The organism is Kribbella sp. NPDC050281, from assembly GCF_040655855.1.
In the GTDB taxonomy this organism is placed as follows: Bacteria; Actinomycetota; Actinomycetes; order Propionibacteriales; family Kribbellaceae; genus Kribbella.
The window spans coordinates 1-22,983 of record NZ_JBFAKS010000015.1 but is presented as its reverse complement, the minus strand read 5'-3'; the positions used below and the strand labels follow the sequence as shown (position 1 = coordinate 22,983).

At 69.5% G+C, this 22,983-nt stretch carries 18 protein-coding genes and 1 rRNA gene; 1 reads left to right on the top strand and 18 read right to left on the bottom strand.

What is annotated here, in order from left to right; all coding sequences use genetic code 11:
* The 14 genes from AB0I34_RS17960 to AB0I34_RS17895 form a co-directional block, all read right to left on the bottom strand.
* A complete protein-coding gene (locus tag AB0I34_RS17960; RefSeq protein ID WP_360446304.1) occupies positions 1-3,369 on the bottom strand; it encodes a GH92 family glycosyl hydrolase in 3,369 nt (1,122 codons plus the stop codon).
* 210 nt (positions 3,370-3,579) lie between these two features.
* Entirely contained in the window at positions 3,580-4,230 is a 651-nt protein-coding gene (locus AB0I34_RS17955) for an NUDIX hydrolase (protein ID WP_360446302.1), read from the bottom strand.
* Positions 4,227-5,951 carry a CTP synthase gene (locus tag AB0I34_RS17950; protein ID WP_360446300.1) on the bottom strand — a complete coding sequence of 575 codons (1,725 nt, stop codon included), beginning with the start codon at positions 5,949-5,951 and terminating at the stop codon, positions 4,227-4,229. Before AB0I34_RS17950 ends, AB0I34_RS17955 begins: the two co-directional genes overlap by 4 nt.
* A gap of 21 nt (positions 5,952-5,972) precedes the next feature.
* Entirely contained in the window at positions 5,973-6,998 is a 1,026-nt protein-coding gene (locus AB0I34_RS17945; protein ID WP_360446298.1) for a glycosyltransferase family 4 protein, read from the bottom strand.
* Positions 6,995-8,593, bottom strand: a complete 1,599-nt coding sequence (locus tag AB0I34_RS17940; RefSeq protein ID WP_360446296.1) for a lipid II flippase MurJ — start codon at positions 8,591-8,593, stop codon at positions 6,995-6,997. Before AB0I34_RS17940 ends, AB0I34_RS17945 begins: the two co-directional genes overlap by 4 nt.
* Entirely contained in the window at positions 8,572-9,384 is an 813-nt protein-coding gene (locus tag AB0I34_RS17935; protein WP_360446295.1) for a hypothetical protein, read from the bottom strand. The genes AB0I34_RS17940 and AB0I34_RS17935 overlap by 22 nt, the downstream gene beginning before the upstream one ends.
* Position 9,385: 1 nt before the next feature.
* Positions 9,386-10,333 carry a copper transporter gene (locus AB0I34_RS17930; RefSeq protein ID WP_360446293.1) on the bottom strand — a complete coding sequence of 316 codons (948 nt, stop codon included), beginning with the start codon at positions 10,331-10,333 and terminating at the stop codon, positions 9,386-9,388.
* Positions 10,330-11,511 carry a putative cytokinetic ring protein SteA gene (gene steA, locus AB0I34_RS17925; protein ID WP_360446291.1) on the bottom strand — a complete coding sequence of 394 codons (1,182 nt, stop codon included), beginning with the start codon at positions 11,509-11,511 and terminating at the stop codon, positions 10,330-10,332. The genes AB0I34_RS17930 and steA overlap by 4 nt, the downstream gene beginning before the upstream one ends.
* A 97-nt stretch (positions 11,512-11,608) precedes the next feature.
* A complete protein-coding gene (recN, locus tag AB0I34_RS17920; protein ID WP_360446289.1) occupies positions 11,609-13,342 on the bottom strand; it encodes a DNA repair protein RecN in 1,734 nt (577 codons plus the stop codon).
* Positions 13,342-14,325 (bottom strand): NAD kinase, encoded by a 984-nt coding sequence (locus tag AB0I34_RS17915; protein ID WP_360446287.1) that lies wholly within the window; start codon positions 14,323-14,325, stop codon positions 13,342-13,344. Before AB0I34_RS17915 ends, recN begins: the two co-directional genes overlap by 1 nt.
* Positions 14,326-14,335: 10 nt before the next feature.
* Positions 14,336-15,151 (bottom strand): TlyA family RNA methyltransferase, encoded by an 816-nt coding sequence (locus AB0I34_RS17910; protein ID WP_360446285.1) that lies wholly within the window; start codon positions 15,149-15,151, stop codon positions 14,336-14,338.
* Between the two features lie 13 nt (positions 15,152-15,164).
* Positions 15,165-15,692 (bottom strand): hypothetical protein, encoded by a 528-nt coding sequence (locus AB0I34_RS17905; protein ID WP_360446283.1) that lies wholly within the window; start codon positions 15,690-15,692, stop codon positions 15,165-15,167.
* A 1-nt stretch (position 15,693) separates the two neighbouring features.
* The gene (locus AB0I34_RS17900) at positions 15,694-16,146 is read right to left on the bottom strand and encodes a polyhydroxyalkanoate synthesis protein PhaF (RefSeq protein WP_360446281.1); all 453 of its coding nucleotides are present in this window, start codon (positions 16,144-16,146) and stop codon (positions 15,694-15,696) included.
* A gap of 85 nt (positions 16,147-16,231) precedes the next feature.
* Positions 16,232-17,341 carry an HAD-IIA family hydrolase gene (locus tag AB0I34_RS17895; protein ID WP_360446279.1) on the bottom strand — a complete coding sequence of 370 codons (1,110 nt, stop codon included), beginning with the start codon at positions 17,339-17,341 and terminating at the stop codon, positions 16,232-16,234.
* A 24-nt stretch (positions 17,342-17,365) separates the two neighbouring features.
* Between AB0I34_RS17895 and AB0I34_RS17890 the strand changes: the two genes are divergently transcribed.
* The gene (locus AB0I34_RS17890) at positions 17,366-18,529 is read left to right on the top strand and encodes a DUF1015 domain-containing protein (protein ID WP_360446277.1); all 1,164 of its coding nucleotides are present in this window, start codon (positions 17,366-17,368) and stop codon (positions 18,527-18,529) included.
* Between the two features lie 4 nt (positions 18,530-18,533).
* Here the strand turns inward: AB0I34_RS17890 and AB0I34_RS17885 are convergent, their stop codons facing one another.
* The 4 genes from AB0I34_RS17885 to rrf all read right to left on the bottom strand — a co-directional run bounded on the left by AB0I34_RS17885 (position 18,534) and on the right by rrf (position 22,826).
* A complete protein-coding gene (locus AB0I34_RS17885; protein WP_360446275.1) occupies positions 18,534-19,361 on the bottom strand; it encodes a CHAD domain-containing protein in 828 nt (275 codons plus the stop codon).
* 662 nt (positions 19,362-20,023) lie between these two features.
* Positions 20,024-21,106: a hypothetical protein gene (locus tag AB0I34_RS17880; protein WP_360446274.1), complete on the bottom strand. Its 1,083-nt coding sequence runs from the start codon at positions 21,104-21,106 to the stop codon at positions 20,024-20,026.
* Positions 21,103-22,173, bottom strand: a complete 1,071-nt coding sequence (locus tag AB0I34_RS17875; RefSeq protein ID WP_360446272.1) for a hypothetical protein — start codon at positions 22,171-22,173, stop codon at positions 21,103-21,105. Before AB0I34_RS17875 ends, AB0I34_RS17880 begins: the two co-directional genes overlap by 4 nt.
* Before the next feature lie 535 nt (positions 22,174-22,708).
* Positions 22,709-22,826, bottom strand: a 5S ribosomal RNA gene (rrf, locus tag AB0I34_RS17870).
* Positions 22,827-22,983 lie beyond the last annotated feature (157 nt).

The following is a 22,983-nucleotide window of genomic DNA, read 5'->3' as shown; positions in this document are numbered from 1 at the left end:
TCAGCCGGTGGCCAGCGTGAAGATCCGCAGGTCGCGGTTCTCCGGAAGCGTGATGCTGACCGGAACCTTCGTCAAGGTCACGGGCGCCGTCGCGAAGATGTGGGTGGTGACGTCGTCCCTTCCCCCGCCCGATTCGTTCCGGTACGGCGTGGTCGCGACGATCACGTTGCCGAAGTGGACGGTGTCGCCACCCCCGCCGAGCGTCCAGTCGCTGAAGGACAGATCGAGCTGGCTGGTGGTGCCGTCGGCGTAGTTCAGCGTCGCGGTGCCCTCCTGGTTGCCGTTGACCGCGCTGCCGACGAACGACAGTTTCGTCGTACCGGCCGGGACGTCCAGGTTGAGCAGTTGCCCGTCGGCCGGGATGTTGTCCGGGTCTCCGGTCGGTCCGTCGGGCCACGTGAAGCTCAGGCCCTGCACAGTGCTCGCACCACCGGGCACCAGCCCGGCCGCAGCCAGCGCTTGTCGCGAGTAGCTCACGCCGCCACCATCGAAGTCGGCCTCGGTGTGGTCGCCTGTGTCGTCGGAGACTGCGACACCTTCGCGCAGTACGAAGAACGAGTTGGGCTGACCGACAACCACCGTGAAGCCGACCTGCGGAAGCGGCGTGCCATCGGCTGCCTTCATCGACACGGTCACCGGATAGCGGCCGTTGGGTGTGCCGGCGGCGGCCGTGATCGTCACGGGTGCGCTGCCGTCCTGGTCCACAGGGAAGGTACCGCTGGCCGGCAATGCAGTGAGACCTGTCGGAGTCGTGACTGTGTAGCTGACGTCCTGAGCCGTCCCGCTGAGTCGGTGTGCCTTCACGGCGATCGGCGCGCTGGTGGTGCCGGGGGCAACGATCACTCGGCTCGCGTCCGTTGAGGTTTGGAACGGGATCTCACCGGTCCGCCACGACGGCGGTGCGTCCGCCGCGTTCGCACCCCACTGGGTGTTGGGCGTCGTCCCGAGCGTGAAGTCCAGGGTCCCGCCGTGCTGCACGAACGGCTCCGGCAGCCACGGCTTGGTCGTCGTACGTCCGTTCACCCTCAGGGAATGCACGTACGGCGCGTCCGCTCCGGGAGCGTTGATGCGGATCGTGCGGCCGCCGTCCCGGTGGACGACAGCCCGCGAGAACAGCGGCGCCGCGACCTGCAGCTCCGCGCGGCTCGGTACGTCGGGGTAGAGCCCGAGCGCGGTCCACACGTACCAGGACGACATCGCGCCGAGGTCGTCGTTGCCGGGAATGCCGCCGGTGCTGGTGTTCCACAGCTGGTTCATTGCCTGGCGCAACGTCTCCTGCGTCTGGTACGGCTTGCCGGTGTAGTTGTAGATCCACGGCGTGTTGATCGACGGTTCGTTGTCCATCTCGGCGTGCAACTCGCCGGCGCCGGTCAGCGCCCAGGTGCCATCGGGGTTCTTGAAGAACGCGTCCAGCCGCTGGTTGGCCTTGTCCACACCACCCATCGCGTCGACCAGCCCGGCCCGGTTGTGCGGGATCATCCACGTGTACTGCGCACTGCTCCCCTCGGCGAACCCGTCACCCGTCGACGGCGTGAACGCGGGCCAGGCGCCGTTCTCGTCCCGGTTCTGGATGTAGCCGCCGTTCTCCGGGTTGAACACGTTCTGCCAGTACTGCGACCTGTCCAGGAAGCGCTGGTACGTCGCCTGGTCGCCGGTGCGCTGGGCCAGTTGGGCCAGGGCGAAGTCGGCGGTCACGTCCTCGAGCGTCTCGACCGCACCGCCCCAGGCGTTCGACTTGGTCGGGACGTAGCGCAGCGCGAGGTACTTGTCGAGCGACGGCCGCTGCCCGATCGACATCACTGGCTTGCCGGCCGAGCTCAGGTCCTTCTCGGTCGGCACGGTCGCCGCCTTCACCAAGGACTCGAGCGCCGCCCGGGCATCGAAGTTCGTGCCTCCGAAGGCGTAGATCCCCGCGACCGACGGCGCGGACGGATCGCCGGTCATGACCGACGTACTGCCGGCGGCGTGCGTCCAGCGATCCCAGATCCCATCGTTCTGCGACGCCTGATTGAGCAAGGATTGCGCGATGTCGCCGGCCTTGCGTGGCTCCAGCAACGTGAGCAGTTGCAGCTGCGAGCGGTAGACGTCCCAGCCGGAGAAGGTCGCGTACTGCGCCTGCTGGCCGTGCGCGAGGCGATGCGGCTTCTGGTCGAAACCCCAGTACTGCCCGTTGATGTCGCTGAACACGTTCGGGTGCAGCAGTGCGTGGTACAGCGCGGTGTAGAAGGTGGTGCGCTGGTCTGCGGTCCCGCCAGTGATCTCGATCCGGCTCAGTTGCTTGCGCCACGCCTGCTTGGCTTTCGCGGCGGTCGCCGAGACCGACGTACCGCGCGGGTTCTCGGCGCGGAGGTTCTCCAGGGCGTTGGCCTTGCTCACGTACGAGATGCCGATGCGCATCGTCACCTCGCTGCTGTCGAACCCGACGTACCCGCCGGAGCCCTTGTCCGGCGGCATCCAGCCGTCGACGCCGTACGACGTACCGCCGCGGGCGCTGGTGCTGCCCGGGGTGACGGTGGTGTCGGTCCAGGTGCCCTGGTTCTTGAACGGCTGGTCGAACTCGGCGACGAAGTGCAGGGTGTAGTAGCTGCGGCGGCCGACGCTGGCGAGGTAGCCGCAGAAGTTGCCGCTCGTCACCGATCCGGAGACTGTGCGCGTGGCCGGGTCGATGCTGATGTCCGCGTCGCTGGAGCCGACCTCGGAGTTCGACGTACGGAACAGCAGGGTCTTCGCCTTGTCCGCGGGGAACGTGAACGCGGCCGAGCCGGTCCGCGTGGTCGCACTCAGCTCCGCGGTCGCTCCCGAGTCGAGGCCCACCTTGTAGTAGCCCGGTTCGGCGACCTCGTTGGTGTGGTGGAACGTACTACCGTAGATCGCGTCCTTCGCGTCGGACTGCGGCGACGTGGTCACGTCACCGACGTACGGGAGGATCGGGATGTCGCCCGAGCCACCGGCGCATCCGGTGCCGCTCATATGCGTGAGGCTGAACCCGCGGATCGTGGTCGCGGAGTACAGGTATCCACCCGGCGCGGCTGTGCGGTACGCATTCCCCCGGCTCGTCTCGGGGCTGAACGAGAACATCCCGAACGGCGTCACCGCTCCCGGGAACACGTCCCCGAGATTCGACGTACCGATCAACGGATCCACGTGGTCAGCCGGATCCGCCGACACCGTGGTGATCCGGCTGCTCCCGACCACCTCGGGCGCCCGCAATCCAGCAACCGCCGGATCAGGCGGCGGCGCGGTGGTCGGCCACCCACCACCGGGCGAGGGTTGCGGCGACGGCACGGCTTGAGCCGCGGGAACCAATGCTGCGATCAGAACACCGGCGAGCAGAAAGCTCGCACGACGGAACGGGGCGGAACGGCGCATGAGCGGCCAACCTTCGACGTCGGAACGGGGCGGAGTGACATCGTTGTCAGCAACAAATACCCTCGCCCCGCCCGCAGGTCAACCCCCAACAGCTTCCGGAACCACCGCCCGATAGCAGCTTCTTCCACCACTGACGCGAAGTCATCCCGCCATCCGCCAAACAACCCGCCAGCGGGCGTTGGCGAACCCCGGCGTCAGCAGGGCCAGGCGTCAGTGGTCCTTGGCGGGCCAGGGGGCGTCGGCGGGGCGGAGGGAGTCGAAGCCGGGGCCGTTGAGGGCGGTCCAGGCGGCGAGGGAACCCATGACGAGGATGGGGTTGTGGAGATGGCCGGCCAGGGCGGCGCCGACGACGTCGACCAAGGGGGCCCAGACCGTCTCCATGTCCGCCTCCTCGTGGCGGCGTTCGAAGGCCTCGGGGGCCTCGGACAGGTCGCGGGCCAGGAAGATGCGGATCGCTTCGTCGGTGAGGCCGGGTGAGGTGAAGGCGTCGACGAGCACCCGCCAGTCGGCGGCCTTCGTGCCGGTCTCCTCCCACAGCTCCCGTTCCGCGCCGAGCCGGTACTGCTCACCCTGTACGTCGAGCAACCCCGCGGGCGGCTCCAGCAGCCGGTAGCCGACCGGGTGCCGGTACTGGCGGACCAGCAGCATCCGGTTGGCGCCGTCCAGGGCCACCACCCCGACAGCGCCGGGGTGGACGACCACATCACGCACGAACGAGTCGCGACCGTCCGGCTGCACGGTGTCGCGCCGTACCGAGATCACCCGGCCGGTCTCGTGCACCACCTCGGACGAGGAGACCGGCCACCGCTCGGGGACGTCCTCCAGCCCGCCGCCGAACCGCAGCTCGGGGTGCTCCTTCATCGAGCCTTGACCGCTTCTGGCTTGGCCTTGGCCGCGGTCTTCTTGGCGACGGCGGGCTCCTCGACCGGCAGCCGGGACTCGCGCTGGCGGACGAGCGCCGCGGCGACCAGGCCGGAGAACAGCGGGTGCGGCTTGGTCGGCCGGGACCGCAGCTCGGGGTGAGCCTGAGTGGCGACGAAGTACGGGTGCTGCGACCGGTCCAGCTCGATGAACTCGACCAGCTCGTTGTCCGGGGACAATCCGCTGAACACCAGGCCGGCGGTCTCCAGCTTGTCCCGGTAGGCGTTGTTCACCTCGTACCGGTGCCGGTGCCGCTCCTGCACTGACGGAGCGCCGTACAGGTCGCGGACGATCGAGCCGTCGGCCAGGTTCGCCGGGTAGAGGCCGAGCCGCATGGTGCCGCCGAGGTCGCCGGAGCCGGAGACGATGTGCTTCTGCTCTTCCATGGTCGCGATCACCGGCTGCTCGGCGTCCGGGTCGAACTCGCTGGAGTTCGCCTCTACCAAGCCGGCCAGGTCGCGAGCCACCTCGATCACCATGCACTGCAGGCCGAGGCACAGGCCGAGGATCGGGATGCCCTGCTCGCGGGCGTACCGGATCGCGCCGATCTTGCCCTCGATGCCACGGACGCCGAAGCCGCCCGGGATGCAGACTGCGTCGACGTCACCGAGCAGCCGCGCGGCCGCCTCCGGGGTGGCGCACTCGTCGGACGCGATCCAGCGCAGGTTCACCCGCGCGTCGTTGTCGAAGCCGCCCGCCCGCAGCGCCTCCGCGACCGAGAGGTACGCGTCCGGCAGGTCGATGTACTTGCCGACCAGCGCCACGGTGACGTCGTCCTTCGGGTGGTGCACGACCCGCAGCAACTCGTCCCAGCGCGTCCAGTCGACGTCGCGGAACGGCAGGTTCAGCCGGCGTACGACGTACGCGTCGAGGCCCTCGGTGTGCAGGACCTTGGGGATGTCGTAGATGCTCGGCGAGTCGACGGCCGCGACCACGGCCTCCTGGTCGACGTCGCACATCAGCGAGATCTTCCGCTTCACGCCGTCCGGGATCGGCCGGTCGGCGCGGCAGACGACCGCGTCCGGGGCGATACCGATCGAGCGCAGCGCGGCGACCGAGTGCTGGGTCGGCTTGGTCTTCAGCTCACCGCTGGGCGCCAGGTACGGGATCAGGGAGATGTGCAGGAAGAAGACGTTGTCCCGCCCGACGTCGTGCCGGACCTGACGGGCCGCCTCGAGGAACGGCAGCGACTCGATGTCGCCGACGGTGCCGCCGATCTCGTGCAGGACGACGTCGACATCCGAGCCGGCCATCGCCAGCATCCGTTCCTTGATCTCGTTGGTGATGTGCGGGATGACCTGCACGGTGTCGCCGAGGTACTCACCGCGGCGCTCCTTGGCGATCACGCTGGAGTAGACCTGGCCGGTCGTGACATTGGCGACCTGGGACAGGTCGCGGTCGAGGAAACGCTCGTAGTGCCCGATGTCCAGGTCGGTCTCGGCGCCGTCGTTGGTGACGAACACCTCGCCGTGCTGGAACGGATTCATGGTGCCGGGATCCACGTTGAGATACGGATCCAGCTTCTGCATGGTGACCCGGATGCCCCGTGCCGTCAGCAGACTGCCGAGGCTTGACGCTGTCAGCCCCTTGCCGAGGCTGGACGCCACACCACCGGTGACGAAAACGTGCTTGGTCTGCTGGGAGTTCGAAGCCCTGTCCACGGGCCTTCAGCCTACCTGTTGTCAAGGGGTGGTCGAAACGAGACCCGCATAGATGTCGAGCAGATTCTTCGCCACGGCGTCTTCGTCCGGCCATCTGGCGGCCAACTCCCGGCCTCGCGTCCGCATAGCGTTCGCCGTGTCGGGCTCGGCCAGCACCGCCCTCACCCCGTCGGCCAACCCGTCCGCATCGCCGGGGAACGCCAGTACGGCGCTGTCGCCGACCAGCTCGGGTACGCCGCCGACCGCCGTGGCCACCACCGGTACGCCGACCTGCATCGCCTCCTGGAGGACCAGGGCGCGGGCCTCCCAGTGGGAGGTGAGCAGGAAGACGTCGGCCGCGCCGAGGAGGTCAGCCACGTCGGACCGGTGTCCCAGCAATCGCACCGGCAGTTGCTCAGCGTCGATCCGCGCCTGCAGGTTGTCACGCAGCGGTCCGTCGCCTACAACCACGAACACGGCGTCCGGGGTGGACTCGTGCACCCGGGCAGCCACGGAGAGCAGGGTCGGGTAGTCCTTCTGCGGCGCCAGGCGACCCACAGTGACCACAAGAGGCTGGTCGCCGAGTCCGAGTGCCTGACGTACGTCGGCGGCCGGCGTACGGACCTCTGGGAGCGCTGGAGCCGCGACGGGCGCCAGCCGCGCCTGCCGGGCGCCTAGGCTCTTCGCCAGATCCACCAGGTCGCTAGAGGCTCCTAGAGTCAGGTCCGCGCCCTTGGCCACGAGCCTCTGGCCCAGCCGCATGACCAGTCCGCGCGGTCCGGGCGCGATCACCGCGTTGTGCCAGGTGACGACCAGCGGCCGTAGCCGCGACCGGTCCCGCAGTGCGGCCATGCCGGCGCGGTAGCCATGAGCGTGGATCACATCGGACCCGCGGAGCGCGGTCGCCTGCGTCACGACCGTGGCAGCACCGAAGTCGAAGTGCTCCGCAGTACCGGGCGGTGCGCACACGACGACCTCGTGGCCGGCTGCCACGAACCGCGGTACCAGTGAGGCGACGTGCTGCCCGATGCCACCCCGCGACTCCGCGAGCAGCAGGCCGATCCTCATTGCGTCTCCTCTACGAGATTCCGGCGGAGCAGTGCGACGGTGTCCGCGCGATCCAGTGCGACCGCGACGGCGGCGTACACGATGACAACGGCCAGGCCGGCGAGGACCGCGAACACGAGTGCTCGGCCCACTCCGGCGTCGGCGGCGGGCAGAGCGACCGCCCAGCCCGCGGCACCAGCCAGTACGGCGCCAACCAGCGCAGCCAGCGTGGCACGCGTCAGTCCGGCCAGGACGGCTGGACCGACCTCACGCCACAGGACCACCACCAGGACGACCGCACCGACGACCATGCCGACCGACATCGCGGCCGCCAGCGCGGGAACGGCGTCCCATGACGTCGTCAGAACCACACCGGCCACAGCCACCAGCAGCCACGCGCCAGACGTGACCACAGCGACCTCGCGGCCCGCGTGCCGTGCGTAGAGCACGCGGCCGACGTGCATCAGCACCGCGAATCCGATGACCGCTGGACCGAAGGCGACCAGAGCGTTGCCCAGTGACGTCGCCCGGGCCTCCTGCACCGCGCCGTCGTCGTACGCGAAGATCCTCGCGACCGGAACCGCTGTACCGACGAGCAGCGCGGCGCCGGCCCCACCGGCCAGCATGACTGCGCGCGTCGACGCAGAGGCGTAGACCTCGAAGCGCTCCCCCGCGTCGAACGCCGCAGCGAGCCGCGGAAACACCGCTGTGGTGATCGGCACGGCCAGTACGGCGTATGGCAGCAGGTAGACCGCGTTCGCCCAGGAGTAGACGGCAATGCTGCCCGCAACGCCTCTGTGGTTGGCCAGATAGGTAGTGACGACGAACGTGAGCTGCTGCGCGATCAGTACGGCGAGACCGGCCAGCGCGAGCCTGCGCAGTACTGGACCGACACCAGGGTCCAACCGCAGAGTGGGCCTGATCGGCAAGCGCAGCGTCAGCATCGGGATCAGCACCGTGAGTGCGAGCGCGGCAACGCCGGCTGTGGTTCCCCAGGCCAGGAGACTGGTGGCACCGCGCGACGCCGCATCCGCGTCAGGAGCGTACGCCGCGAAGAGAAGGTAGGTGGCAACGACCACCAGGCTCGAGATGAGCGGCGCCAACGCGCCGGCTGCGAAGCGCTTGTGGGACTGGAGAACGGCGGTCGCGATCACAGCGATCGCGTAACCGAACACCTGCGGCACGAAGATCACCAGCATGCGCGTCGCGGTTGCGGTGGTACCGGCGCACTCCGCACCGGGATCGAGCATCGCACCTGTGTAGCTGGACGCCAGAACCCACGACAGCAAGGCGAACGGCGCCAGCAGCACGAACGACCAGGACATCAGCGCGCCGATGATCCGGCCCTGTGCGGCGCGATCGCCACGCAGCACTGGGCCAGCCAGCACCGGGATCACTGCACCGGCCAGCGCTCCGCCGGCGACGACCTCGAAGAGGATGTTGGGAAGCTGGTTGGCGGTCGCGTAGGCCTCGGCCAGGCAACCCGCGCCGACAGTCTTGGAGAACACCAGCCAGCGGCCGAATCCCACTACCCGCGCCAGCACGGTCACCGCGGCGATCAGCAGTGCGGCGCGGGCGACCCGACCGCCCGTGCTCACCTGGGTCGTCGGCCCCACTGGTCGATCTTGTCCAGCACCGGGTTCTCGGCGATGACCTTGGTGAAGCTGACCTTCTCGCTGGCCAGGTTCAGGGCGACGACCGCGGCCAGCGCCAGCGTCTTCAACGGCCGCGGCAACGACGCGGCCAGCGCGGTCCCGGTGATCGCGCCCAGACCGTTCGCGCCGCAGTCGCCGAGCATCGAGCGCTCACCCAGGTCGGACGGCGCCGAGGCGACAGCCGCACCGACGACGGCGCCGGCCGGACCGTTCACGGCCGCCAGCGGAGCGTTCACCGCGGCGACGGCCTTCAGCGCGCGGCCCGGCCGCAGGTCCAGCAGGTTCGTCAGGTTCGCCGTACCCGCGATCAAGGCGCCGTCGGCAACGACACCGGCCAGCGCCTTCACCCCGGTCGACTTCCGCGGCAGCAGCGCCGCGGCGGCAAGGCCGGCGGCGCCGACACCGAGGATCTTCACCGCGCCACTGGTCACCTCACCGCGCTTCAACGCACTGAGGTGGCCGCGGAACCCCTTGGCCTGCGTGGTCCCGCGCAGATCGTCGTACGCGCCGACCGCGCCGGAGACCGAGCCCGCCAGGATCGCGGCGGCCTTCACCTTGCCCGGCGTCTTCCCGGCGGCGGCTACACCGGCCAGTGCGCCGAGGACCGCGATCGGACCCTCCAGCAGGGTGACCGATTCGCCCCGGTGGTTCGTCCGCTCGAACGGCTCCCGGTTCTCCTTGGGCAGTTTCTCCGCGGCGCGCTCGAGCGCAGCGGTGGCGGCTGCCGCGACGGCAGCGCTCAGAATTCCCACGTCAGTTGTCCTTCGTCTGTACGGCCGACGGCGCTACGCCGTTCTTCGCGTCCATGGCGCCGTACTGCCCCGCCTTGCCAGTCGCCTGCTCGGCCAGCGCGAAGACAACAGTCATCTGACCGGAGGGGATGTCGGCCACGTCCACAGAGGAAACGATCTTCGTGGCCTCGGAGTCACTCCGCAAGGCCTTGAGGAGGCCACCGTTCTGCGCGGTGTCCGGCGTACCGGCCACCACGACGCCGCCACTGGCCTGGTCGAGGCCGGTGATGAAGTCCACCGCGTCGCTGTACGACGAGTTGTCCGGCGTCGGGGTAGGCGGCTTCGCGGCGACCACGACGATCAGGCTGGCCCGGTCCTTGATCTGCGACGGCTTCAGCGACAGCAGCTTGGCGCCGGTCAGCCCGCTGAGGATCTTGGTCGACTCGGCGTCGGCCGGCCTGCCCTCTTCCTTGGCCGCGACACCGCGCGCCAGGATGAGCCCGGCCCGCTCGTACGTCGTACTGTCCGGCGGGAACGGCGTGTCCGCGGTGACCAGATCGGTCACGAGCGGCTCGACCAGCTGACGCTGACCGGGGTCGAACAGCTTGGCGTCCAGCGAGACCCGCGTGGTCACCTGGCCGCCGGCCCGCTCCAGCTCGTCCTGCAGCCCGTTGGTCAGATCGCCGTCGGCGCCCGGCATGGTCACGACCACGACCCGCTTGCCGTCCAGCTTGCCGTCGGTGAGCCCGGCAGTGACCTTGGCGACGAAGTCGTCGCGGTACTTGTCCAGCGCCTTCACCTGGACCAGCTCGGCCCGCGCGTCGGCGAGCTGCTGGCGGTCCTTCTCGGCCTGGCTCTGGACGAGCTCGCTGCCGGTGCCCTTCAGCGGTCCGGCGCCCAGCACCACACCGGCGCCGAGGGCGAAGAAGATCGCCACGATCGAGACGATGTGGTAGCGAAAGTCGATCACGTGAACAGCTCCCGGATCCAGTAGACGAAGTCGCTCCAGCGCGCCCGCAGGATCGACCACAGCACGTCGTCGGCGCCGGCGGCGACCAAGGCCATGCCGAGCGCGAACAGGCCGGCCACAGCCAGCGCGACCACCTGGAGGGTGGACACCCGGCTGCGGTACAGCCGGCTGACACCCTTGGCGTCCACCAGCTTGGCACCGACCCGCAACCGGGTGATGAAGGTGCTCGACATGCCGGGGCGTCCCTTGTCGAGGAACTCCACCAGCGAGTTGTGGGTGCCGACCGCGACGATCAGCGAGGCGCCCTTGGAATCGGCCATCAGCATCGCGACGTCCTCGCTGGTGCCGGCCGCCGGGAACTCGATCGAGTCCACGCCGAGCCGCTCCAGCCGCTCCGAGCCAGGCGCGCGGCCGTCGCGGTACGCGTGCACGACCACCTCGGCGCCGCTCTTCAGCGTCTCGTCCTTGACCGAGTCCATGTCGCCGACGATCAGGTCGGGGACGTAACCGTTCTCCACCAGCGCGTCCGCGCCGCCGTCGACCCCGATCAGCACCGGCCGGTACTCGCGGATGTACGACCGCAGCGCGACCAGGTCCTCGCGGTAGTCGTACCCGCGGACCACGATCAGCACGTGCTTACCGTCCATCGGCGTATGGATGTCCGGTACGCCGACACCGTCGAGGAGCAGATCACGTTCGCGGCGCAGATACTCCAGCGTGTTGGCGGTGAACGCCTCGAGCTGCGTGGACAGTCCGGATCGGGCTTCGTCCATCAGCTCCGCGACCGACATGCTGTCCTGCGTGATGCCCTTGGCGACGACTTCCTCGCCGCGGTACAGCGAGCCCTCGTTCAGCCGGACCCGCTCGCCCTCGTGCAGCACCGAGAACACCTCGCGGCCGACCCCGTCCACCAGCGGGATCCCGGCCTCGACGAGGATCTCCGGGCCGAGGTTCGGGTAGCGGCCGCTGATCGAGTCGGCGACGTTCACGACGGCAGCGACCCGGCAGTCGACCAGCGCCTCGGCGCTGACCCGGTCCAGGTCGACATGGTCGATGACGGCGATCTCGCCCGGCTTGAGCCGTTTGGTGAGATTCTTGGTACGGCGATCGAGCCGGACCACACCGGTGGTCCCGGGCAGTTCAGTGGGTCGTGCTCTCCGCAGGCTGGGCAGTTTCATCGCGCTCTCATCCTGCCATGTCAAGAGCCCCTATCCGGTCCATTTACCCGCGCGGGGCCTCCTTCACGCACTGAATTAACGGTGACTGTGCGTCAAATCATCCTTTGGGACGATTCTTCTTCCGCGGTGTGTGCCGTTCGGCGGCGAGCGCGAGCAATTCTTCGGCGTGCGCCTGGGCGGCGTCGGAATTCTCCAGGCCGGCCATCATCCGGGAGAGTTCCTTCAGCCGCGCGTCCTCGTCCAGCGCGACCAGACCACTTGTGGTGACCGAACCGTCGTCGCTCTTCAGCACCACAGCGTGACGGTCCGCGAACGCGGCGACCTGCGGCAGGTGCGTCACCACGATCACCTGCGTCTTCTCCGCCAGCCGGGCCAGCCGCTTGCCGACCTCGACCGCGGCCCGGCCTCCGATCCCGGCGTCGATCTCGTCGAACACCAGCGTCGGCACCGGATGCGTGTCGGACAGGATCACCTCGAGCGCGAGCATCACCCGGGACAGCTCACCGCCGGACGCGGCCTTCTGCAGCGGGCGAGCCGGGCTGCCCGGGTTCGCCGCGAAGCAGAACTCGACCTCGTCGATGCCGAACGGCCCGGCCGTGGTCTCGTGCACCTCGACCGACAGCTTCGCGTGCGGCATCGCCAGTCCGGTCAGCTCCTCGGACACTGCGACACCGAGTCGCTCGGCCGCCTCGATCCGCGCTTCCCGCATCTGCCGGCCGAGCTCCGCGAGCTTCGCGTCGAGCTCGGACAGCTCAGCGGTCAGGAGCTCGACGCGCTCGTCGCTGCCGTCCAGGTCGGCCAGTCTGGATGCGGACCGCTTTGTCCAGTCGAGCACCTCGTCCACAGTGCCCTGCTCAGCGCCGTACTTGCGGACCAGGCTGGTCAGCAACGCCCGCCGCTCGCTCACCACCGCCAGCCGCGCCGGATCGGTGTCCACATCGGCGGCGTACGACGAGAGCTCGCCGGCCAGATCAGCTGCCAGGTAACCGAGCTCGCCGGCCCGGTCCGCGAGATCCGCGAGCTTCTGGTCGTGCTCGCGTTCCGCGTCCAGCACCTGCTTGGTGAGGGCGAGCAGACCGAGTACGTCATTCGGCCGGGTGGAGTCCTGGTCCTCTTCGGAGGCCAGCGCGTCGGCTGCCGTGGTCGCCGCCGTACGCAGGCCATCGGCGTACGCGAGACGGTCCTCCTCGGCGGCGAGCTCGGTGTCCTCGCCCGGCAGTGGCTCGGCCTTCGCGACCTCGTCGAGGCCGAATCGCAGCAGGTCCGCCTCGGCCAGTCGATCACGCTGGCGCGTGGTCAGCTCGATGAGCTCGGCCTCGACCTGGCGGTGGCGCTTGTAGGCAGCGACGTACTCCTGCAAGGGCACGAGCAGCGGCTTCCCGGCGAAGGTGTCGAGAGTCTCGCGCTGCCGTGCGGGCTGCAGCAGCCGCCACTGGTCCGCCTGGCCGTGGATCGCGACCAGATCGCCGGACACCTCGCCCAGCACGGACACCGGAACGGACGCACCGCCCAGGAACGCACGGGAGCGACCCTCGGCGGACAGCTCACGGGCGATCAGCAACTCGTCGTCGTCCAGCTCGCCACCGCGGTCCTCGGCCTGCTGCACGATCGACTTCGGCACGCCGCTGGCCCGGCCCTCGACCCGGGCGCGACGGGTCCCGTGCCGCACCAGGCCGCTGTCCGCACGGCCGCCGAGCAGCATGTTCACGCCGGTCACGACCATCGTCTTGCCCGCACCGGTCTCGCCGGTCACCGCGGTGAACCCCGGATCGAGGTCCAGCGTGGCGTCCTCGATCACGCCCAGCCCGGTGATGCGGATCTCAGAGAGCATCAGGTCTCCTGTTGGCTGTTGCTGCCGTTGCCGTTGTCGCCGTTGCTGTTGGTCTTGCCGTTGGTGTTGCCGTTGCGTTTGCGCTCGGCGGCGCCGCGCCAGCCGAGCACCGGGAGGTCGAACTTGGCCACCAGCCGGTCGGTGAAGGGCGCCTCGTGGGCCCGGGCCAGCCGGACCGGGGTCGTGCCGCGGCGGACCTCGATCTCGGCACCCGGCGGCACCTCGACCATCCGGCGGCCGTCGCACCACAGCACACCGCGACCATGCCAGGACGGGACCAGCTCGATCGACAGCCGCGACGTCGGTGCCACCACGATCGGCCGGGAGAACAGTGCGTGCGCGCTCAGCGGCACCATCAGGATCGCCTCGACCTCAGGCCAGACGATCGGACCACCTGCGGAGAACGCGTACGCCGTACTGCCGGTGGGTGTCGCCACCACGACGCCGTCGCAGCCCCAGCGAGACAGCGGCCGGTCGTCCACCTCCACCAGCACTTCGAGCATCTTCTCGCGGGCCGCCTTCTCGATGCTCGCCTCGTTCAGCGCCCAGGTGTCGAAGATCAGCTCGCCGGCCAGCCGGACCTCGACCGCCAGCGTCATCCGCTCCTCGACCGTGTAGCTGCGATCGACCACCACCTGGACGATCCGCTCCAGGTCGTCCACCTCGGCCTCGGCCAGGAACCCGACATGGCCCAGGTTCACCCCGAGCACCGGCGTACCGTGCGGGCGGGCCAGCTCGGCACCGCGCAGGATCGAGCCGTCACCGCCGAGCACCATGATCAGCTCGACGTCCAGCGCAGCCTTCTCGTGGTCGTCGACGACCTCGGCCGGCTCGAGCTTCAGCGCCTCGGCCTCGTCGCCGAGCAGGCGGACCTGCAGACCGGCGTCGGTCAGCAACCGGTGCGCCGCCCGGGCCACCTCGACCGCCTGCTCCCGGCCGGTGTGCGTCACCACCAGCACGCGCCGCGGCTCGTGCTCTACCACCCTGCCTCCTTCACTGCGGACCGCGCTCGATGGCGGTCTGGAGCATCGTCTCATCGAGAGGCGGTGCATTCCGGCGTATCCACAGGAAGTATTCGACATTTCCTGACGGACCAGGCAACGGGCTGGCTGCCACTCCCTGAATACCCCAGCCGAGTTCCTGGGCCTTGGCCGCGACGCTCCGGACCGCGTCCGCGCGCAACTCCGGGTCGCGGACGACCCCGCCCTTGCCGAGCCGCTCCTTGCCGACCTCGAACTGCGGCTTCACCATCAGCATCAGGTCGCCGTCCGGCGTCACCACCCCGATCAGCGCGGGCAGCACGAGCGTGAGCGAGATGAAACTGAGATCGCTGACGACGAGATCAACCGGTTCACCGCCGATGTCGTCGAGCGTGAGCGTACGGACGTTGGTCCGATCCATCACCGTGACCCGCTCGTCGGTCTGCAACGACCACACCAACTGGCCGTAGCCGACATCGACGGCGATCACGTGCGCTGCCTCGTTGCGCAGCAGTACGTCGGTGAATCCGCCCGTGGACGCGCCCGCGTCGAGACAGCGGCGACCCTTCACCTGAACGGCGCTGAAGGCCTCCAGCGCGCCGACCAGCTTGTGCGCGCCACGGCTCGCGTAGCCGGGGTCGTCGGTTTCGGAGGTGTCGACGACGATCGGGGCGTCGGCACCGACACCGGTCGCGGGCTTGGAGGCGACGGTGCCTGACACCTTCACCTTGCCTGCCGCGATCAGCTCACTCGCGTGCTCCCGGGACCGCGCCAGGCCGCGTCGTACCAGCTCGGCGTCCAGCCGGGATCGCTTGACTCCTTTGGCCACTCAGACCTTCCGGTCAGCCACGGTCGCCGTGCTCGGCATCCGCTTCCACCAAGGCACTCTGCAGTCGCTCGTGCAGGTCGGCGTACACCTCGGCATGCTCGTCCACGGGCCGCTCGCGCAGCTCGTCCAACCGGCCCATCACCTCATCCACCAACGGATGCCCCACCTCACCTTCGTGCTGCTCGGCCTCGGCCTGATGGTGCTCGGGCTCGGCCTGGTGTTCCGGTTCGGCGTGGTGCTCCGGTTCGGCTTGGTGCTCGGGTTCGGCTGATTCGGCTTCGTAGGGGTGGTCGTACTCCTGCCCAGGCTCGCGCGCGAACTCAGGCCCGAACTCCACCTCGGCCGGATCCACATGCCCAGGCTCAGCGGACTCGTCGCCGGATGCCTCGCCTGGCTCTTCGGCGTACTCGAAGCTCTGTGAGCCGGGCTCGGCGTCGTAGTCGGGGACGGCAGGCGCCTCCTCGGCCGGGTGCGGCTCGAACCCCGGCTCGACGTCGGGGTCGACGTCCGGCGGGAACTGCTCGCCAGGATGCTCGGTCACGTCACGCCTTCTTCGCCGTCTTCTTGGCCGCCGCCTTCTTCGCGGCAGCCTTCTTCGCTGCCTTCTTCGCCGCGGCCTTCTTGGCCGGATGCTTCGGTGCGTGTACGGCGACATCCTCGGCCGGGCCGGCGGCACGCTCCTCGGCGAGCTCCCTCTCCAGCTTCTGCACCCGGCGGGTCAGCCCGGCGACCTCCTCCGAGCGAACGAACCCGAGCCGCGCCACCGCGCCCTCGACCTCGTTCGACACGATCGCCTGCAGCAGCTGACGGTTGCTCTTGCTGGTGGCAACGATCTCGTCGGTCAGCTCGCTCACCTTGCTGGTCAGCCCGGTCGTCAGCGTGTCCGCGCCGGTCTGCTGCAGCAGCGCCTTCGCCGCCGCCTGGGCTCTCTGCCTGGTGACCTCGGTCAGTCCGCTCGCCAGTTGTACGTAGCCTCGCAGTGCGTCCAGAACCATGACTGCCTCCTCGCTTCGTCCCAGCAACGGTATCGCCTCCCCACCCCAACACCACCCAGCCACCGCCCTTGAGCGGTTTAGCGCCTCAGGTTTCCAGACCGATCCGGTGGAGCGCAGCGTCGATGGCGATCGAGTCGGGGGTCGGAGCGGGCTTGGGCAGCGGCCGGCGGCTGCGGCCGGCGGTTTTCGCCGTCTTGGCGGCCGGCTTCGGCGGCGCGTCGACCGCGGCCCACACCGCGGACAGGATCGCCCGCAGGCCGTCGTACGGCGCGCCCTCGCCCTTCACCGACACAGCATTGTTCACCACCTCGGCAGTCCAGCCCTCACACGTGTGCTTGCCACCCTCGACCGTCACACCCGGCTGCTTCTCCGCCAACGCCCCCAGGCCGGGCGCGATGTACGTCGGACGCTGGTTCTTCGGCGCGCGCGCCAGGTCGTGCGGGTCGTTCACACCGGTCGCGACCCACAGGCTCGCGATGCCGACCGCGTGCGCACCCGCGATGTCGGAGTCCAGCCGGTCTCCGATCATCAACGGCCGCTTCGCCTCGAGCCGCTCGATGCTCGTCTCCAGCAGCGGCGGCTCCGGCTTGCCCGCCACGATCGGGTCCACGCCGACGGCGGCCCGGATCGCCTGTACCAGCGTCCCGTTGCCCGGCGCCATGCCGGCCGCGGTCGGGATGGTCAGGTCCAGGTTGGTCGCGTACCACTTCGCGCCCTCGTTGATCGCATGCGCGCCGTCCGCGAGCATCACCCAGTTCACCTCCGGGTGGAATCCCTGAACCACCGCCACCGGATGCGAGTCGCTGCTCCGGACCGGGTTCATCCCGTACTCCTCCAGCGCGGAGTACAGCCCTTCCCCGCCGACCACGAGCACCGGTGAGCCCTGCGGGAAGTCGTTCGCGACCAGCTTCGCCGCCGCCTGCGCGGACGTGACCACGTCGTCGGCGATCACCTCCAGCCCGAACGACGCGAGGTGCTCGGCAACGACTCGCGCCGGCCGGCTCGCGTTGTTGGTGATGTATCCGATCCGCATGCCCTCCTTGGACGCCTTGCGCAGGTTCTCCGGCGCGTCCGGCACCGGGTCCGGCCCGACGTAGACGACACCGTCCAGGTCGAGCAGCGCCACGTCGTACCGGCTGGCGAGCGGTTCGTCACACGCCGACAGCGGCGCGGGCGCAGTTCGTTCCGCGCTCATGCTTCCCGCCGTACGATGCCGCCCATGCCGGATTCGAGGGGGAGCGTGCTACGACTCGACCCACTGCGTGCCTGGCGGTTCGTGGCCGGGAAGGTGAGCGCGCTCGGCGCCGTCACCTCGCCGCCGTACGACGTACTCGAACCCGCCATCGTCCGGCGGCTGACTGACTCTGATCTGCACAACATGGTGAGGCTCATCCTTCCACGCGATCCGGAGCTCGGTTCCGGCCGGTACGACGAGCCGGCCCGACGGCTGGCCGGTTGGCAACGCGCCGGTGTGGTTGTGCAGGACCCGCGGCCCGCCCTCTACGTGTACGAGCAGCAACTGGGCAGCGCGGTGCTCTGCGGCCTCGTCGGGTCACTGAGCCTGGATCCGGCCCGCCGAGTGGTGCTGCCCCACGAGGATGTGATGCCGCACTGGGTCGACGACCGCCTCCAGCTGATGGAGGCGACGGACGCCGACCTGGAGCCCATCCTGCTCGCGTACGCCGACGGAGGCGCGGCCAGCGACGCTGTCGACGCAGCACGGGCCGGAGAGCCGTGGGTTGAAGCCGAGACACAGAACGGCACCGCCCTGCACCGCATCTGGCGCATCGAGGACCCCGCTGTGCTGGCAACCATCTCCGGCGAACTGTCGAAGCACGAGGCGCTCATTGCCGACGGCCACCACCGCTACGCGGCGTACCTGGAACGGCAGAAGCGTGAGCCCGGGCGGCACGGGGCGTCGGTCGGTCTGGCCATGCTCGTCGACCACAGCCGGCACCCACTCACGTTGGACCCGATTCACCGCGTCATACCGGGTCTGGACCTGGCCACGGTCCGCTCGCGTACGCCGGCCGGCTGGCAGGTGCTGCCTGGACGCGTAGAAGGTGTACCGGACCGGATTGCGGTGACGGATGGGTCCAGCTGGGTGACCGTGCGGTCAACAGCTGGGCAGGAGGCTCCGACTGTCTCGATGCTGCATAGGGAGCTGCTGCCGGCGTGGGGCGTCGTTGAGGAAGACATCAGCTTCCACCACGCGCTGTCAGACGCTCTGGCGCTGGCTGGTCCGCAGCAGGCGGTTGTGGAGCTCACAGCGCCCCGGATGGACCAGGTACTGCGCTCCGCCGCGCAAGGCGTTGTGCTGCCACAGAAGGCAACATCGTTCGGCCCCAAGCCGCGGGTCGGGCTGCTGTTCCGGACACTGTGACCGGCTAGGGCCTGTGGTAGAGGCTCAGGAACTCTTCGCGGAGGGGCCTGCGGGCGGCGCGGTGGCGCTCTGTGAGGCGGCCGAGGGTGAACGAGAGCTCTGGGTCGTCCTGGGCTGCTGCGTCCGCTGCCATCGCGGTCAGCGCGTCTGCGGCGGCGCAGTGGTCCTGATGCTGGCCCAGCAACTCCTGATACTTGGCGGCCTGGGTCGCGGTCACCTTCGCTTCGTCACCGAGCACAGCTGCGCTGGTGTCGGCGGCGTACCGGACTCTCTTGGCCAACAGACGCACCTCGTGCCAGTGGTCGTCAACTGTCCAGGGCTTGAGCTTGTCGGCTTCCTGCGTGAACGTCTCGTTCGCCGCGGCCAGCAGCTCGGGCAGGACCTCGCCGCAGGGCTTGCTCGCGTCGGGCTTGAGGTCCGGCGCGGCCGCGACCACTTCGAGGGTCTGCAGGAGTTCCGCCGTACTCTCACCGGTCACGACCTCGGCCGACCGCTTGGCAGCCCGATCGAGGCCCACCGTCAGCGTCGTCAGGATCGTCTCGACGTGCTCCTCGTCGTCCTCGCTGTTCGCGGTCTCACGAACGAGCGCCGCGATCACCTCGAGATCGCGGGCCTCCCCACACGCGTTCGCCAACGCAGACAGGTCGCTCCGCAACTCCTTCGACCAGTCACCCGCCAGCAACTTCCGGAACAGCTTCAGATCACTCCGCAACCGCCGGCACGAAACCCGAACCTGGTGGATGGCGTCGTCCTCACCCTTCTCCACCATCAAAACCGCCCCCTGCAACCGAGCAGCCCCCTTGGTGAGCGCGTTCCCCACCAACACCCCCACCGGAGCCTCCGCACTCAAAGCCCCGGCCCAACCACCCAAACTCTCACCCATCACCCCATTCTCCCCGCACCACCCAACAAGCAGAACCTCAACGCCCCACAGTCTCGCTCCCGTGCCCCCGCACCCCTCCCACCGCAAACCCACGAGCCCCCGCGCACCGCCCATCCCCACCGCACATTCACGAGCCCCGCGTGCCGCCCGTCGCACCGCACACTCACGAGGCTCCGCCCTGCCGTCGATCACATCGCGGACTCACGCGGCTCCGACTCGCCAGCCGTCCCGCCGGACACCCACGCGGGCGCCCAGCACGTCTCGGCCATCGGCTTTCGGCACACACGCTCCGACCATGCCGCCGCTCGCCGCGCAGCCCGGCTACGCAGCCTCGGGGCATGCCACTCTCCACCACCCCGCAAGCGCCTGCATCACGCTCCAGCGCCCGGCGTGTGCGCACTCACCACCGCCCGGCGACGCGCAGCGCTGTCTCCGGCCGTGGCCGCTCCTCCACCGCCGTGCAAGCGCGTGTAGCACGGCTGCGCCACGTTCGAGCGCCCGCCGTGCCGCTCCCCATCACCGCGCAAACCCACCCGGTGCGCCTGCGCCAAGCTCCAGTCCGCCGTAGGCTCCTCTGCTCCCCGCGGCCGCGCGGAGCGCCGCTACGCGGTTTAGTTCTCGGGCTTCTCGGGCGTTTCGGTGTCGGCCGGCTCGTCTACCAGCTCGCCCTCGTCGGTTGACTCGGCTTCGTCGGCCGGCGCCGAGTCGTCCGACAGCTCTGCCTTGTCGGTGGGCACGTCGTCTTCGTCGACGAGCTCAGCTTCATCGGACAGGTCGGCTTCGTCGGCGGGCTCGGGCTCGTCGGCGAGCTCGGATTCGTCCGCCAGCTCGGCCTCGTCCGCCAGCTCGGCCTCGTCCGCGAGCTCGGATTCGTCCGGCAGGTCGGCTTCATCGGCCGTGGCGGGGTCGTCCTGCAGCTCCCGCTCGTCGGTGAGCTCGGCTTCATCCAACAGGTCTGCTTCGTCGGTGGACTCGGCTTCGTCCGCCAGCTCCGGCGCGTCGGTGGGGTCGGATTCGTCCACCAGGTCTGCTTCGTCGGTGGGCTCGTCGTAGTCGTCGTCTTCGTCCAGGTCGGTGAACTCCAGGCCTTCGAGTTGGGCGGCTCGTTCGGCGGCGCCGGTGGAGCCGTCGGCGTCGGCGCCGGCGGCGCGGTGGAACCATTCGAGGGCGTCTTCAGTGCGTCCCGCTGCTTCGAGGGCGTCGGCGTACGCGTAGCGCAGCCGCGGCAACCACTCGGCGCGCGTGCGCTTGGTGAGTTCCGGCACCTCGAGTGTCTGGATCGCGGCCGCGAGCTGCTTCATGTCGCGGCGCGCACCGGCCGCCACGATCAGCAGTTCGATCTGCGTGGCCTCCGACACGTCGTGGACGTGCTTGTCCCGCGCCAGCGCGAGCGCCTTGTCCGGCCGCCCGAGTGCCCGCTCGCAGTCGGCCATCATCGCGAGAACCTCATGGTTCCCGGTCATCCGCCGTACCGCCCGGAACTCGGTCAGCGCCTCGTCGTAATGCTCAGCCAGGTACGCCGTGATCGCCACAGCTTCCCGTACGCCGCCCAGCCGCGCGGCCAACCGCCGTGCGGTGCGGGCGTGCTTGTACGCGAGCTCGGGGTCGTCGTCGAGGAGCCGCCCGGACGCGACCAGGTGCTGCGCAACGAGGTCAGCGAGGCTCCGCGGCAACGACCGCAACTCGGCCTTCACGCCACGGTCGAGCTCGGCTCCGGTGATCCCTTCCGGAATCGCCGGGTCGTCCCGACGCGGGCCGGCCTTCTCCTCTCCACGCTCGTCCCGACGGAACCCACCGCGGCGGTCATCCCGACCGTCGCGTTGAGAACCACCGCGGCCGCGCGAGTCACCCCCACGCTCATCCCGCCGAAACGCGCCACGTTCGCCACGAGCCGGCCCTGCCCCACGAGCACCGCCCCGCCCAGACCTCTCGTCAGACCGCGACCCGCCACGCTCATCACGCCGGAATCCGCCCCGATCGCCGGCCCCAGACCGGTCAGCTCCAGACCGGTCAGCTCCACGGAACCCGCCTCTGTCGCCAGAGCCGGAACGGTCGTCCCGCCGAGCACCGCCACGGTCGTCGCGTCCGGATCGGTCGTCGCGGCGGTAGCCGCCGCGGTCGTCACCGCCACGCTCATCACGGCGATAGCCACCGCGATCACCAGCACCGGGACGCTCATCACGCCGGAACCCCTGGTCGTCGCGCCGACTGCCGCCACGCTCATCACGGCGATAACCACCGCGATCCCCAGCCCCAGCGCGGTCATCCCCGCGATACCCGCCGCGGTCCCCCGACCCGGAACGGTCATTCCCGCGATACCCGCCGCGGTCCCCCGACCCGGAACGGTCATTCCCGCGATACCCACCGCGGTCTCCGGTCCCAGAACGGTCATCCCGGCGATAGCCGCCACGATCCCCCGACCCGGAACGCTCGTCACGCTTGAAGCCACCACGGTCGTCGCGCCCAGCGCGGTCATCCCGTCGGTAGCCACCGCGATCGTCGCCGCCCCGGTCGTCGCGGCGGTAGCCGCTGCGGTCGCCGGAGCCTGACCTGTCGTCGCGGCGGTAGCCGCCGCGGTCGCCGGAGCGCTCGTTACGGTCGTCTCGACGGGGTCCACCGCGGCCGCCGCCGGCACTACGGCCGGCACCGCCTCGGTCGTCCCTGTTGTAACCGCCAGAGCGGTCGTCCCGACCAGAGCCGCGTCCACCGCCACCCTGACCGGACAGCTGACCACCGAACGGATCGCGGTCGCCCTTGTCATCGCCACGTCCGCCGGCAAAACCCCGCCGGTTCTCGGAACGTGCGTCATCACGATCCCCGTCCCGGTAAGACCCACCAGAACGCGAACCCCCACGTGGCCCGCCGGCCCGTGGTCCGTCGCCGCGACTCGAGGCACCCCGATAACCACCAGACGAGCGCGGCCCACCAGAGCTGTTGGAGCCACCAGTCCCGCCGGCACGCCCACCACCTGAGGAGCGCGGGCCACCAGAGCCGGAACGACCCGAACCGAACCCAGAACGACCGGAACCGGAGTCCGAGCGCCCACCACCGGCACGGCCGGAACGGCCGCTGCCTCCGGAGGAACCGCGACCGTCCCCTGAACCGGAGTGAGGATTGCGAGGTGGCGTCGCCACGGTGACTCCTAACGATGCTGAAGTGCAGTAATCGGACAAACGTACCGCCACCTACAACGATCAGCCCCATCGAGGGCTTCCCTGCAGGCGGCTCGTGTGCCGAAGTTGTCCGGACATATGTTAAGGGCCACCCCAAGTGGGGTGGCCCTTAACAGTGTGAATGTCCGGCGGCGTCCTACTCTCCCACGACCTCCCGGTCGCAGTACCATCGGCGCTGTCGGGCTTAACTTCCAGGTTCGGAATGGAGACTGGGTGTTTCCCCGACGCTATGGCCACCGAAACTCTATCGAAATATCAACCAACCACTACCACTCAAGCCACACACATCCGCTTACGCGGACAGCCGGCGAGGCTGGGGTTGACCGTATTCCGGGAACCGTACAGTGAACGCGAACATACTTTGTTACATAGCGCAGCTAGTGTCTTGGTCCACACAA

Bases quoted from the DNA above. Each gene is read 5' to 3' on its own strand.
- AB0I34_RS17960 (WP_360446304.1), bottom strand. From the start codon at position 3,369: ATGCGCCGTTCCGCCCCGTTCCGTCGTGCGAGCTTTCTGCTCGCCGGT.
- AB0I34_RS17955 (WP_360446302.1), bottom strand. From the start codon at position 4,230: ATGAAGGAGCACCCCGAGCTGCGGTTCGGCGGCGGGCTGGAGGACGTC.
- AB0I34_RS17945 (WP_360446298.1), bottom strand. From the start codon at position 6,998: ATGAGGATCGGCCTGCTGCTCGCGGAGTCGCGGGGTGGCATCGGGCAG.
- steA (WP_360446291.1), bottom strand. From the start codon at position 11,511: ATGAAACTGCCCAGCCTGCGGAGAGCACGACCCACTGAACTGCCCGGG.
- recN (WP_360446289.1), bottom strand. From the start codon at position 13,342: ATGCTCTCTGAGATCCGCATCACCGGGCTGGGCGTGATCGAGGACGCC.
- AB0I34_RS17900 (WP_360446281.1), bottom strand. From the start codon at position 16,146: ATGGTTCTGGACGCACTGCGAGGCTACGTACAACTGGCGAGCGGACTG.
- AB0I34_RS17895 (WP_360446279.1), bottom strand. From the start codon at position 17,341: ATGAGCGCGGAACGAACTGCGCCCGCGCCGCTGTCGGCGTGTGACGAA.
- AB0I34_RS17890 (WP_360446277.1), top strand. From the start codon at position 17,366: ATGCCGGATTCGAGGGGGAGCGTGCTACGACTCGACCCACTGCGTGCC.
- AB0I34_RS17875 (WP_360446272.1), bottom strand. From the start codon at position 22,173: ATGACAAGGGCGACCGCGATCCGTTCGGTGGTCAGCTGTCCGGTCAGG.